Genomic DNA, 13,146 nt, shown 5'->3' with positions numbered 1-13,146 from the left:
TTTTGAATTATCGTTTGATTAAAAATTTTTGCTATAATAGATGTATTAAAACAGAAAGATTTGAACTAGGGAAACCTAGTAAGAGGTATTAGTGTTATGTCTCAATCTTATATTAATGTTATTGGTGCTGGTTTAGCTGGAAGTGAAGCTGCCTATCAAATTGCTAAGCGAGGTATCCCAGTTAAACTATTTGAAATGAGAGGCGTTAAAGCAACACCACAACATAAAACTGACTTTTTTGCTGAATTGGTTTGTTCTAACTCTCTTCGTGGTGATAGTTTAACTAATGCGGTTGGGCTATTAAAAGAAGAGATGCGTCGTTTAGACTCCGTTATTTTAAAAGCTGCAGAAAACTCAAGAGTACCAGCAGGTGGAGCTTTAGCAGTAGATAGAGAAGAGTTTTCAAAAAGTGTTACTGAATTCATTAGTAATCACCCTCTTATTGAAGTTATAAGGGAAGAAATAACTAGTATTCCAGATGATACTATTACTGTGATTGCAACTGGACCTTTGACCTCTGATGCTTTAGCTAAAGAGATACATCGCTTAAATGGGGGTGAAGGTTTTTACTTTTACGATGCAGCTGCTCCAATTATTGACAAAAACACCATAAACATGGATAAAGTCTACTTAAAGTCACGTTATGACAAAGGTGAAGCAGCTTATTTAAATTGTCCAATGACTAAAGAAGAATTTATAGCTTTTCATGAGGCTCTAATTACAGCAGAAGAAGCACCTCTTAATGCCTTTGAAAAAGAAAAATACTTTGAAGGTTGCATGCCAATTGAAGTCATGGCTAAACGTGGTGTAAAAACCATGCTCTATGGACCAATGAAACCTGTTGGACTAGAATATCCAAAAGACTACAAAGGAAAGCGAGATGGCGACTATAAGACCCCTTACGCAGTTGTCCAACTAAGACAGGATAATGCAGCAGGAAGCCTTTTTAATATTGTTGGTTTTCAAACACACCTAAAATGGGGAGAACAAAAACGTGTCTTTTCGATGATTCCTGGATTAGAAAAGGCTGAGTTTGTCAGATATGGAGTCATGCACCGTAATTCATATATGGACTCTCCTAATTTACTAGAAGAAACCTTTAGATCACGATTAAAACCAAATATTTTCTTTGCTGGTCAAATGACTGGTGTTGAAGGGTATGTTGAATCTGCAGCAAGTGGCCTTGTGGCTGGTATTAATGCAGCTAAATTATTCAATAATGAAGAGGCTGTCATTTTCCCTCAAACTACAGCTATCGGAAGTTTACCTTATTATGTCACTCATGCTGAAAGTAAACATTTTCAACCCATGAATGTCAATTTTGGAATTATTAAAGAACTAAATGGTCCAAGAATTAGAGATAAAAAAGAACGTTATGAAAAAATAGCAAAGAGAGCTCTCTTAGATTTAGAAAATTTTATTACAGTTTAAAACACATCATTTGATGTGTTAAAAGTAATAGCGGTTAAAGTGAATCAGCGAGTGCCAATTGTTTTTGATAGTGGTGTTCATCGTGGCTGACACGTTTTTAAAGCATTGGCAAATGGCGCTGACATAGTTGCCATTGGTCGTCCTATCCTATATGGATTGGCTTTAGGTGGTGCACAAGGCGCACAAAGTGTAGTTGATCACATTAACCATAAATTAAAAATTGTGATAAAACTAGCTGGCACGCAAACGGTTGAAGATATCAAAAAAGCAAAATTCGTCGACAAAATCCAATCAATGATTCTTTAGCAGAAAAATAAATGCTAATAAATAATAAAAACTAGGCATACAATGCCTAGTTTTTTGATTTCTTGAGAATAGGATTTTTAAGTAAATGATCGAAATTTCCTCAAGTGTTTTTATTTATTATATCAAATTTTAAATTAAAGTAGTAGCAGAATTACAAAATCATTAATAATTAACCTTACAAAAATGTAAGGTTAATTATTAAAAATGTAAGTTCATTTTTTTCTTTATGTATTATAATAATAGTACAAATAGAAAAATTATGATATATTATCAATAACCATCAGTTGTAATATATCCTATCAAATCAGTAAAGGAGTAACTTATGTTTTTAGAAATCAATCATTTAGAGAAGGTTTACCGTACTCGCTTTTCTAAAGAAGAAACCAAGGCATTACAAGATATTGATTTTAAAGTTGAAAAAGGTGAGTTTATTGCTATTATGGGAGAAAGTGGTTCTGGGAAAACATCACTTCTAAATATTCTTGCTACACTTGATAAACCTAGCAAAGGTAGCGTTATTATGGATAATAAAGACATTACTACTATAAAATCTAATCAATTAGCTGAATTTCGCTTGCAACACTTAGGATTTGTTTTTCAAGAGTTTCATCTTTTAGATACCCTTACTATCAGAGATAACATTTTCTTACCGCTTGTTTTAAGTCGTGTTCCACATAATGAAATGGAAAAGCGCTTATCTGTTATAGCTCCTAAACTAAAAATTGAAAATCTTTTAAATAAACGTCCTTTTGAAATATCCGGAGGCCAAAAACAAAGAGTTGCTATCGCAAGAAGTTTAATCACACAACCAAAACTAATTTTAGCGGATGAACCTACTGCTGCATTAGACTATAAGAATTCCGAAGATCTTCTAAATTTATTTGAGACTATCAATAATGAAGGACAAACGATTTTGATGGTAACTCATTCAGCGAATGCAGCAAGTCACGCCAAACGAGTTTTATTTATTAAAGATGGTCGTATTTTTCATCAAATGTATCGTGCAAATAAATCTACAGCAGAATTTGGTAAAGAAATTTCACTTTCTATGGCTGCCCTATTAGGAGGTGAGTAGGATGTTTTATCTCAAATTAGCGATTCAAAACATTAAAAAATCACTAAATAATTTTCTACCTTTTATGCTTGCAAGTTTAGTCTTGTACACTTTGGTTTGTTCCAATTTTCTAATCATGTTGAGTCCAACTTCCAAGACAATGAAGCATGGAACAATGACCTTATCGTTAGCAGCAATTGTTTTAACTATATTTTCTATCATTATGGCAATTTATAGTTTTAATTTTCTAATGAAACAACGTAGTCGAGAATTTGGTTTGTATCATATATTGGGAATGAAAAAATCACAAATTAGTATAATTGCTAGCATAGAATTAATCATTATTTACATCAGTTTGATTATTTTGGGTAGTTTTCTAAGTGTTGTTTTTTCTAATTTTCTCCATTTAGTCTTCATTAATTTAATACATATTGAGTTAACCTCTTTTAAAATAACTGTGGTACCATTCATTTTCACTAATCTTATCTTTTTTGGTATCTTTTTAATTCTTGAAGTCTTCAATTTATGGTTTATCAAGAAAACTTCACCTCTAGCTTTGTTTAAAAGTAGAGAAAAAGGAGAAAAAGAACCCAAAGGCAATATAGTTTTCGCCTTTCTAAGTTTAATTTTCCTTGGAGTTGGTTATTATTTATCTCTTAGTTCAAATAAATTAAATGCAATTGCAGTTCTTCAACGATTTTTTATCGCTGTTATTTTAGTTATCGTTGGTACTTATCTTTTCTATATTAGTTTTACAACTTGGTATCTTAAGAAAAAAAGAAGTCAAAAGAATTATTTTTACAAACCTGAACATTTCATCACTGTTTCTCAAATGATTTTTAGAATGAAACAAAACGCTATTGGATTAGCAAATATTACTTTACTTGCTATTATGGCTTTTGTTACTATTGCAACAACATTCTCTTTATACACAGACACACAAAAATTAGCTGATGAAAGTTTTCCTAAAAATACTAATCTAACTTTTTTTGCAGAAACAAAAGAGGAAGCACAACCATTATTTGAACAATCAGTTGTCAAAAAATTAAACAAAAAAATTAAAGGACCAAAATTTTTATCAAGTCTAATTGGAATCAATGTCCCTGCTGGTAAAAACTTGACTATTACTAAAGAAGATATAAGAAATCCAAAACTTGACCAATTAGCTTTCATTTATCTTGTAACACAAGAAGATTTTCGTAGTTTAGGTAATAATTTACCTCAACTAAAAGATAATGAAACAGCTTTCTTTGTTCGAGATGAAACTAGTCAATTTGAAACAATTACATTATTTGATCAGCACTTTAAAAATATTAAAAATTTTAAGACAGTTAAATTTCCTCCAGCTGTATCTACTTATAATTCTGGGGTGTTAATAGTAAGTAATGATAATATTTTTAATGAGATTAAAACAAAATATAAAGAAGCATCTAGTAATGGAATTTTAAACGCAACCTACTATTCTGTTTTCACCGACTTAACAGAAGAAGAGTTGGCTACTTTAAAAAATCATAATCTAGGTAATTCATTAGTAAACGATTCAGGACAACCTATTGGTGATATCGTTACTAAAAAAGAACATTTAGATGATGCTTATATTTTAACCGGTGGCTTTCTTTTCACTGGATTTCTTCTAGGCTTTAGTTTTCTTTTAGGTGCTGCACTTATCATCTATTATAAGCAATACACAGAAGGTCATGAAGATAAAAAATCCTATCAAATTCTACAAGAAGTAGGGATGAGTCAAAAAGCTGTTAAAAAAACAATTAACTCTCAAACAATCTTTGTCTTCTTTATGCCTCTTGCTATGGCAATCGTTCACTTCATTGTTGCTTTAGTAATGTTAAAACAAATGCTAACCCTTTTTGGAGTAACAAGTGATGATTTAGTAAATGTTGTTTCATTTATCACCATTACTATCATTATTATTATCTATTTCCTTATTTACAAACTAACAAGTCGAACCTATTATAAAATTATTGAAAGATAAAAAGTAGCGTCTAATCGCTACTTTTTTGGTAAAATAGAAGTATGAATAAGAAACAAAAACTTTATATTGTTGAAGATGATGAAACAATTGTTACTCTTCTTTCCAACTACTTTAAAAAAGATTACCTGGTTTTCTCCTCTCAAAATTTTAGAGCTATCTTGCAAGAGATAAAGGAATTTCAACCCGACTTGATTTTGATGGATATTTCTCTACCTTATTTTAATGGCTTTTATTGGACGACTGAAATCCGTAAAACATTAACGACACCCATCGTTTTCATCTCTAGTGCCGATGATGATATGAGTGCCATTATGGCAATGAACATGGGTGCTGATGATTTTATTGCTAAACCTTTTTCTCTTAATATCTTAGAAGCTAAATTAACGGCACTTTTAAGACGTGCTTATCAATTTAGTCAGAAAGACTACAGTTATAATGACTTTAATCTAACACCTGATGGTGATTTCTTTAAAGAAGATCAGCATATTCAACTATCAAGAACTGAAACGAAAATTATGATAACGCTTCTTGCTAAAGCTGGGGAAGTAGTGTCTAAAGAAGTTTTGCTAGAAAAACTTTGGGAAAACGAAGAATTTATTGATCACAATACACTAAGTGTCAATATGACAAGATTACGAAAAAAAGTGAATCAAATCGGATTTAATCACATTCATACAGTAAGAGGAGTAGGGTATTTAATCCAATGATAAAAGATTTTTTAAAAGAATATTTTGTTTGGTTTACTCTTTACTTGTTAATAGTGGTGACTTTTCTAATCACTTTTTTTCTCTATCGTTTACCTATCGACTACTTCATCACATCATTACTATTTATCGGTACATTACTCATCATAATCAGTATTTGGCAATTTAGCAATTACTATCAAAAACGAAAAGAATTGAGCACCAATATCCTTCTTGAAAAAGATAGCTTACTTAATAGTCCATTAGAAAAAGCCTTTTTAAAGCATTATTTCACTCTAGAAAAAGAACAATTTGAGATACTATCACAATATCGTCAACGTGAGAAAGATCTTCAAAACTTGATTAAAATGTGGTCACATCAAATGAAAGTACCCTTGTCAGCTATCTCTCTCATGACACAAACCAATCAGCTAAAGCCCCAAGACATCAATCGACAATTGTTAAGTCTTGATAACTACGTGGACACTCTTATTAATTATTTAAAATTTTACCATCATCAAACCGATTTTAGGTTTGAAAGAATTCATCTAAAAGAAGTAGTGATTGAGATTGTTAAAAAATACCGTCTTTTATTCTTACATAAAGATATTGATATTGAAATTATTGGGGATTGGGAGATTAAAAGTGATCGAAAATGGTTAACTTTCGCTGTGACACAACTGATAGATAATGCCCTTAAATACACCAAAAAAGGTGGTAAGATTACTATTAAGATGGCAAATTCTCTTATCATTGAAGACACCGGCATTGGTATTTTAAAAGAAGACATCCCAAGACTATTTGAAGAAGGTTTTACTGGTTATAATGGCAGAAAATATCAAAAAGCAACAGGACTAGGGCTTTATATGACTAAACGAATTCTTGATGATTTAAAGATTAATATTGCTATTATTAGTGTTATTGACAAAGGAACTAAAGTAATTTTAAACAAATAATTTCAAATAGTTTACATAAGTTTATTTATGTAAACTTTCGGGAGGCAATATGAAAAAAAATAAGTATTTAGCTATATTTGGAGTAGGAATTTTATTTGGGATTTTAAGTTTTTTAATTTGGGGTAGCATACAATTAAATAGTAAGTATTCAAATAATAAAGATAATAAGCTAACAACCATTGAAACTACTGACAAAAAAAATGACAGTAAATCAACAGAAACAAAAGAGGTGGAAAAATCCGACAATGATAAAATAGAAAAAGAACCCAGTCTAAATCATCTATGGACTGCTGGAAAAGCGCAAGCATTACAATCCTTTATCAGTGAATGGCAGCTTGAAATGAATCAAGTTTATACTAGCTATACCCCCGATAATCCTCTTAATTACTATGGTTACCTAACTCCAAAAATAAGTTCTGTAGAAAGCGATAGTATGACACCAGTATTAAACGACTCTCCAATCAATGTGGAATGGTCTGATACTGGTGATAAGCCTGATATTTATAATCTCGTTGCTGTCTATAGTGATTATGAACAAAGTTATCCTAATGTTAAGCATTTATACTATTTTGTCATCAAAGACAGACAAGCAATGGTTCTGCACACCAACCAAAATCAAGGAAATGACAATAATTGGTTATACTTTACTGAAACTGAAAATCTTGACTTGAAAAATGGTTTTAAGACGATTGTTGCTCAATAACATTTTATTTTATGTGATATCAAAAAAGCCTGACAATTGTTGTAGAAACAATGCAGGCTTTTGAATATTAAAACAGACTTTATTAGAGAATCATAATTTATCTAATGCATTTTTTTGTTCATCATTAACAATATGAGTATAAAGATCAGTGACTTGTGTATTGGCATGACCTAATTGATGACTGACTAGAACTTGCGATTTTGTAGCATCATAGAGTCTTGTCGCAAGCGTATGTCTTAATTTATGTGGAGTGACTCTGATTTTAAAATCCTCAGAATACTTGGCAACCATTTTTTCAATACTTGAAGCATCAATACGATTAGGTACACCACGATACAGGCTCAAGAAGAAGGCTGTGTCATTTTTTTCTGCCTTGTAACGTTGTTTTCGGATATTAAGATAATTTTCTAAATAGGGTTTGGCAAAATTAGCAACGTTGACTGAATCCCTTTTACCACCTTTTCTTGTAACTTCAATGACCATCATTTTGAGATTAACATCTTTTAAATCAAGATTAACTGCTTCTGAAAGGCGAACACCAGAAGCAAGAAGCAGTGCCAAAATCGCAAGATCTCTTTCTTTGTTTTTATTAAATGAAGAAAGAGCCCGATTAGAAAGTTGATTAGGATATTCAACTTCAACATATTCTAGGAATTCCATAGTTTCATCGCCTAAAAAAAGTTTTCCTTTGATATTTTCGGCTCTAGCTGCTAAAGTTTCTTTTTTCTTTTTGGTTGAGACTTTTTTCATCACATTACGGTAAAAATAAGGTTCTCCTTGGTCATTTTCAACTTCCTCAGTCAAGTATTTATATAAACTAGACAAAGCTGAGAGCGTTCGATTGATAGTGGTCTGAGAGACACCGTTTTGCGTCGAATTAGCATTAAGAAGAGGTCTTTCTCTCAGATAACGAATAAAAGACTCCAAATCTTTCTTGGTCAAAGTTTCGAGTGTTTTTAGAGGGATATCTGCCATTTTAGAAGCTTTTGAGATATCAGAATCCAATAACCATTCAAAGAAACGACGATATTCCTTAAGATATTCATAAAGTGTTGTAAAGCTATAAGGAACTGATAATTTTGATTGGTAATAATCTAAAACATACCAGGGCATGATTTTTTTTAAAGCATCAATTTTTTCTAGTAGTAGTTCACGTCTCATAAATTTTGTCTCTTTCTAAATTTTCTCTAGTTATAGTATAGCATAGCCTAATATATGTTTCAAGAAAATTATAGTTTTTCGGAAAGATGTTACAAGAGAAAATCTAAACCATAAAAATAAAGGAAACCATAAGATTTCCTTTACAAACTTTTGAATAGGATATTTTCCTAATAGGGTTGCAATCAATGTTCGTTAACATATGCTTGAATAACTTCGCTAATGTATTTTGCAGTGCCTTCGCCAAATTGATCGATATTATTTCTAAATTCATCATCTTGAACATAGTTTAGACCGATTTTTCCAAAAATCTCTAATGAACAATCAAACCCATACTGATTAATAAGATGATAAAGTTCTTCGGCCAGTTTTTTATTTTCAAGTGAAGAAACTTCTTCACCCTTTTTCATTTGACTTGAAAATTGCGTGAACACGAAATTAAAGGCGTCTGTCATTATCTTTTCGTTGCCCTTTTGTTTTTCCTTACTTGCTTCAACAACTTTTTCACCATATTTTTCTTTGGTTTGCTTTTCATATTTTTGATTGTCTTGATAAGTAAATCCTTTGAATTGTTCTTTTGCTGTCATTTGTAATTTTCCCTCCTCAGCTAAAATCGTTTTTTCTAATGTTTCAATAAGTGTTAGCAGTTTGAATTTTTCTTGATTCATTAACTCTAATTGATTCTTTAGTTTATTAAGTCGTTGGGAATCATCTTTTGTTAGCAAATCCTTGATTTGCTTTAAAGAAAAACCAAGGTACTTATAAAATAAAATTGTTTGAAGAGTGGCCAAATCTTCTTTAGTATAGTACCGATAACCATTATCATTTTTTTGTGGTGATAACAGACCAATTTTATCATAGTGATGTAAGGTGCGCACTGATACACCACTTATTTCACTGACTTTTTTAACTAAATAGGTCATTTAGAAATCCTCCTAACACATTTAGTATAAACTATTACCTAAGGTGAGTGTCAATACTTTTTTAAAAAAATTAAAAAAGAACTGATTTCTCAGTTCTTATACATCAAAAGGGTTCGTTTAATTTGCTTCTTTTTCTTTGTTAGCAAAGTATTCTCTTACTTTTGGTGCTACTTCTTCTCCGAAAATTCTAATGGCTTTTAAGACATCTTCGTGTGGCATTGAACCAACTGGTAAGTGAAGCATGAAACGATCGAGTTTTAAATCTTCAATCATACGAATCAATTTATTTGCAACTGTTTCAGCATCACCGACAAACATAGCACCATTTGGACCAATTTGTTGAAGATAGGCTTCATAAGTCAACTCTGTCCAATGAGGTCTATCTTTACTTATATTATCAACTAATTGTTTTGTTGGATAAAAGTATTCTTTTTCAGCTTTTTCTTTATCGTCTGATAGCCAACCCCATGAATGTGCTGCTACAGTCATTTTACTTAAATCATGACCATGAGCTTGACCAATTTCACGATAAAGTCTAATCAATTGACCAAATCCACGTGGATTGCCACCAATAATTGCATAAACGATTGGCAAACCCATTTTTGCAATACGTTGCGTTGAGTGGAAATTACCACCTGTTGCCACATGAATTGGTAATTTATCTTGAACAGACCTAGGATAGACAGGTCTATTATTAACCGTTTGTGTGTGTTTACCCTTCCAATTCAAATTAGTATTTTCTCTAATTTGAAGAAGCATATCTAATTTTTCATTGAATAATTCTTCATAATCATTTAAGTCATAACCAAATAATGGGAATGATTCAATAAATGACCCACGTCCAGCCATAATTTCTGCTCTTCCATTTGAGAGAGCATCAATAGTAGCGTATTGTTGATAGACTCTGACAGGGTCAATGGAAGACAGAATAGTTACAGCACTTGACAAGCGAATATTTTTTGTTTTTGATGCTACAGCTGCAAGTAAAATTTCTGGTGCGGATATTGAGAAATCATCACGGTGGTGTTCACCAATAGCATAAAGGTCTAGTCCTACCTCATCAGCAAGAATCATTTCTTCAACCATATTACGAATACGTTCATCATGAGAAATTACTTTACCTGTTTTTTCAAGTGGTGTTGTTTCTCCAAAAGATGAAATACCTAATTCAATCATATTATTACCTCACTTATTTAGAATTCGAAATAACTATAACTTTATTTTAGCACTTCTAAAGAAAATGGTAAACTATTTTGACTTATTATTAAAATAAAAATCACTTCATTTAAAAGTGACTTTCATTTTAATAATAATTTTTCAATAACACCTATTTTTCTCATTGTTGCAATGATACCTAGATGTTTCTCCAAGAAATTAGTATTTAATTTCTTTTTAGTAGCATCTTTAGGAAGATAAAGATAAAAACAGTGTTCTCCTACCACTAATTCTTCTTGATTAAAATCAATGACTTTTATTTTTTCTAACGCTCCTTCTTCCTAATTATCATTAGTAAAAACCAAGTGAATACGACTTCTATCGTAAGATTCGGAGAAAGGATTGCCCAGCACAGCGTTTTGACAGTCGGCAACTGTTTTAACGATAACTGGCAAATCTGCCCCGATTTTTTCTTTAATAGTTTTTCGAATCAAGTCAGCCGATGCTTTCTTAGATAGCTTTGTTTGAAAAATCACATTACTACTTTGGATATGAGTACGTACTTTATGAAAGCCGACCTCTTCAAGAATTGTTACTAAATAGGACATCTTGGGGATTTTATTTTTTCCCGTTGGCATAACACCTCTAAGAAGGGCAATCAACTCCATTAAAATTTCCTTTCAAGACACTAGACTGTTTCTTCTTCAACGTCTATGATATTATCTTTATTTTGTTCTTTGCGCCATTTTTGATAGTTTTTTAAGTCAGATTGTGCCATTTTCCATCCTTTTGAAAGAATAAAAGCATCATCCAAGAAACCAAGAAACGGAATACTATCTGGAACAATATCAAATGGTGTTAAAAAGTAAATGAGGGCACTGACAATAAGCACAATCACTCCAGTTGGAACATCGGTATATTTCTTTTTAGCGTAACTATTTACCAGTGATGCCATGACTGGTATTGTAGCTAATGAATCCCCAGCAACAGGAATTTTATTTAATTTTTTTTCAAGATCTTTTAAAAACGATTCTACTTTTTGATCGTCTTTTAATATTTTTTTAGCGTCATCATATCTTTTTTCAATTTCAGTAACTGCTCTACTGTTTTTTAGTTTATTAAAATCCATTTGTTTCTCTCTTTCTTTGTTATGACTATTAAATCTCAGTTTTTCTGAGATTATTATCATTTTGAAATGATTTTATTTATTATAGCATTATTTTTAAAACTAGTCTCAAACCAACCTCTAAATCTTGAGCATTTCTCTCTTTTACCAGCCATAAATCATTAAAAATGCAACTACAACAGTGACAATACTAAATAGTGAACCTATTAGATAGTATTCTGCAAAAGCTTGATCTTTTGATATTTTATCATAGCGGGCAATCGATTTTGCGGTAAAAATCAATCCGATGGCTGGTATTTGCCCCATAATAAGAAATAAAGCTGTCGCAAAACGTTCCAGATTACCAATAACCGCTCCTGCTCCTTTTATGCTTTTTTCTTCAGTTTCTTTAACTTGATACCTTTGAAAGATAATTTTAAAAGCAATATTGATAGGTTTGGTTATCAAGGCTAAAAATAGGGCTAGTTGGATCCACTGATAGTTTTCAAAAAGATAAAATGGCGCGTGATTTGTTTTAAAAAAAGAATATAGTAAAACAATACAGATAATATGTAAGAGTTGATCAACTAAAAAAGCCAGAACGACACTATTATTTTTTTTGATAACATTATCCAAAGAACATTTGACATAATCAATCACAACATGGCTTAGCCAAACTAATAAATAATAACCGATGAAACCTGGTGCAAGGATTATCAAAGTAATCATTGGTATAAAAATACCTAGGTAGTGTTTATAAAGGTAACCTCCTTTTAACACTTTTTGATCAGCCATTTCTTGACTTTGAAATTGAAAATCGGCTAGGACATGTGCTAGTAACATTAAAGTCATGACCGGATAAGCTGATAAATAATTTGAAATCATTGTCATATTACTCTTCTCCTTTAGCCTCTTTTTCTCTTATCATCTGTAAAATAGTATTCATTGCTTGACGTTTTAGACGCAAATAAATTTTAAGACCACTAGCTTTAAGACGTTTATTGAAAGCACTTGGTGTGAGTCCTAAAAGGTGGGCTATTTTTTTATGTTCAAATTTTTCATCATAACTATTTTGCTCTAAAAGAGATGTTAGAATTTCTTCTTGAGTAGATGTCCATTTTGATTTAATAAACTCTGCAGCAGCAATAACACTATTGATAGTTCTGCCTAGTGCTTCTTCTTCTACACAAACGGCAATAAAATTTGTGCCGTAGTCATTGTTATCATGAATATAGTCGATGGCTTGTCTTGCATACCAGTATGCTGGACCATCTGAACCGATACTTTGTTTTTCATTGATATCAGTTAATATTTCTCCTACACCAATACCAAAGCGAATATGATAGGGTAAAAAATTTGCCGAAATAGAATCAATCATCTCAAAAACATGATGATTTGGTAACAATAAAGCTTGGAATTCATCACCTGTTGTTATAGTAAATGGTGATTTTAAAACTTTTTCATATTTCTTATTGATGTCTGTTATTAATCTCATAAGCTTTTTTTGCGCTTGAGAACGTTCTTTGATTGATTTTGAAGAGATAATATCTCCTATAATTGCAATATATATCATTCTTATCTCCTTTACAATGTCCATTATAACAGACATTTTTAAAAATGTCCATTATAACGGAAATTTTAAGGAATGTCCATCATAATAGACATTTTTTAGAATTTTTTCG

General features: G+C 31.3%; 12 protein-coding genes and 2 pseudogenes. 7 read left to right on the top strand and 7 right to left on the bottom strand.

The genetic code is table 11. The annotated features are described in order from the left end of the window. Window positions 1–96 precede the first annotated feature (96 nt). From trmFO to A3I1_RS07775, 7 genes and pseudogenes are all read left to right on the top strand, one after another. Window positions 97–1,431: a methylenetetrahydrofolate--tRNA-(uracil(54)-C(5))-methyltransferase (FADH(2)-oxidizing) TrmFO gene (gene trmFO / locus A3I1_RS0101990; RefSeq protein WP_018369650.1), complete on the top strand. Its 1,335-nt coding sequence runs from the start codon at window positions 97–99 to the stop codon at window positions 1,429–1,431. A 6-nt stretch (window positions 1,432–1,437) separates the two neighbouring features. Then, a pseudogene (locus tag A3I1_RS0101985) lies at window positions 1,438–1,737 on the top strand (alpha-hydroxy-acid oxidizing protein); the annotation flags it as partial. 322 nt (window positions 1,738–2,059) lie between these two features. Next, window positions 2,060–2,812 carry an ABC transporter ATP-binding protein gene (locus tag A3I1_RS0101980; RefSeq protein ID WP_018369648.1) on the top strand — a complete coding sequence of 251 codons (753 nt, stop codon included), beginning with the start codon at window positions 2,060–2,062 and terminating at the stop codon, window positions 2,810–2,812. A gap of 1 nt (window position 2,813) precedes the next feature. Then, a complete protein-coding gene (locus A3I1_RS0101975) occupies window positions 2,814–4,781 on the top strand; it encodes an FtsX-like permease family protein (protein WP_018369647.1) in 1,968 nt (655 codons plus the stop codon). Between the two features lie 41 nt (window positions 4,782–4,822). Beyond that, window positions 4,823–5,488, top strand: coding sequence for a response regulator transcription factor (locus A3I1_RS0101970; protein WP_018369646.1), 666 nt, complete (start codon window positions 4,823–4,825; stop codon window positions 5,486–5,488). Continuing rightward, window positions 5,485–6,420, top strand: coding sequence for a sensor histidine kinase (locus A3I1_RS0101965; protein WP_018369645.1), 936 nt, complete (start codon window positions 5,485–5,487; stop codon window positions 6,418–6,420). Before A3I1_RS0101970 ends, A3I1_RS0101965 begins: the two co-directional genes overlap by 4 nt. A gap of 49 nt (window positions 6,421–6,469) precedes the next feature. Next, complete coding sequence (locus A3I1_RS07775) at window positions 6,470–7,123, top strand: DUF4767 domain-containing protein (protein WP_018369644.1); 654 nt, start codon at window positions 6,470–6,472, stop codon at window positions 7,121–7,123. A 90-nt stretch (window positions 7,124–7,213) separates the two neighbouring features. On the opposite strand, the gene xerS is transcribed toward A3I1_RS07775, so the two are convergent. The 7 genes and pseudogenes from xerS to A3I1_RS0101925 all read right to left on the bottom strand — a co-directional run bounded on the left by xerS (window position 7,214) and on the right by A3I1_RS0101925 (window position 13,037). Next, the gene (xerS, locus tag A3I1_RS0101955; RefSeq protein ID WP_018369643.1) at window positions 7,214–8,284 is read right to left on the bottom strand and encodes a tyrosine recombinase XerS; all 1,071 of its coding nucleotides are present in this window, start codon (window positions 8,282–8,284) and stop codon (window positions 7,214–7,216) included. Window positions 8,285–8,466: 182 nt separating this feature from the next. Further along, window positions 8,467–9,204 (bottom strand): MerR family transcriptional regulator, encoded by a 738-nt coding sequence (locus A3I1_RS0101950; RefSeq protein ID WP_018369642.1) that lies wholly within the window; start codon window positions 9,202–9,204, stop codon window positions 8,467–8,469. A 117-nt stretch (window positions 9,205–9,321) separates the two neighbouring features. Beyond that, window positions 9,322–10,380: an LLM class flavin-dependent oxidoreductase gene (locus tag A3I1_RS0101945; RefSeq protein ID WP_018369641.1), complete on the bottom strand. Its 1,059-nt coding sequence runs from the start codon at window positions 10,378–10,380 to the stop codon at window positions 9,322–9,324. A gap of 122 nt (window positions 10,381–10,502) precedes the next feature. Continuing rightward, window positions 10,503–11,027: pseudogene (locus A3I1_RS08125) on the bottom strand (DUF1697 domain-containing protein). Between the two features lie 20 nt (window positions 11,028–11,047). Next, window positions 11,048–11,488 (bottom strand): YkvA family protein, encoded by a 441-nt coding sequence (locus tag A3I1_RS0101935; RefSeq protein ID WP_018369638.1) that lies wholly within the window; start codon window positions 11,486–11,488, stop codon window positions 11,048–11,050. 141 nt (window positions 11,489–11,629) lie between these two features. Continuing rightward, window positions 11,630–12,355: a DUF3307 domain-containing protein gene (locus A3I1_RS0101930; RefSeq protein ID WP_018369637.1), complete on the bottom strand. Its 726-nt coding sequence runs from the start codon at window positions 12,353–12,355 to the stop codon at window positions 11,630–11,632. A gap of 1 nt (window position 12,356) precedes the next feature. Beyond that, window positions 12,357–13,037 (bottom strand): SatD family protein, encoded by a 681-nt coding sequence (locus A3I1_RS0101925; protein WP_018369636.1) that lies wholly within the window; start codon window positions 13,035–13,037, stop codon window positions 12,357–12,359. Between the last annotated feature and the right edge of the window lie 109 nt (window positions 13,038–13,146).

This window comes from Streptococcus marimammalium DSM 18627, from assembly GCF_000380045.1.
Lineage (GTDB): Bacteria > Bacillota > Bacilli > Lactobacillales > Streptococcaceae > Streptococcus > Streptococcus marimammalium.
Note: the sequence above shows the minus strand (reverse complement) of the source record. Positions and strands in the feature narration are given on the sequence as shown.

Coding starts and splice junctions, on each gene's coding strand:
- A3I1_RS0101950 (WP_018369642.1), bottom strand. CDS start 9,204: ATGACCTATTTAGTTAAAAAAGTCAGTGAAATAAGTGGTGTATCAGTG.
- A3I1_RS0101935 (WP_018369638.1), bottom strand. CDS start 11,488: ATGGATTTTAATAAACTAAAAAACAGTAGAGCAGTTACTGAAATTGAA.
- A3I1_RS0101925 (WP_018369636.1), bottom strand. CDS start 13,037: ATGATATATATTGCAATTATAGGAGATATTATCTCTTCAAAATCAATC.
- xerS (WP_018369643.1), bottom strand. CDS start 8,284: ATGAGACGTGAACTACTACTAGAAAAAATTGATGCTTTAAAAAAAATC.
- A3I1_RS0101945 (WP_018369641.1), bottom strand. CDS start 10,380: ATGATTGAATTAGGTATTTCATCTTTTGGAGAAACAACACCACTTGAA.
- A3I1_RS07775 (WP_018369644.1), top strand. CDS start 6,470: ATGAAAAAAAATAAGTATTTAGCTATATTTGGAGTAGGAATTTTATTT.
- A3I1_RS0101965 (WP_018369645.1), top strand. CDS start 5,485: ATGATAAAAGATTTTTTAAAAGAATATTTTGTTTGGTTTACTCTTTAC.
- A3I1_RS0101975 (WP_018369647.1), top strand. CDS start 2,814: ATGTTTTATCTCAAATTAGCGATTCAAAACATTAAAAAATCACTAAAT.
- trmFO (WP_018369650.1), top strand. CDS start 97: ATGTCTCAATCTTATATTAATGTTATTGGTGCTGGTTTAGCTGGAAGT.
- A3I1_RS0101930 (WP_018369637.1), bottom strand. CDS start 12,355: ATGACAATGATTTCAAATTATTTATCAGCTTATCCGGTCATGACTTTA.
- A3I1_RS0101970 (WP_018369646.1), top strand. CDS start 4,823: ATGAATAAGAAACAAAAACTTTATATTGTTGAAGATGATGAAACAATT.
- A3I1_RS0101980 (WP_018369648.1), top strand. CDS start 2,060: ATGTTTTTAGAAATCAATCATTTAGAGAAGGTTTACCGTACTCGCTTT.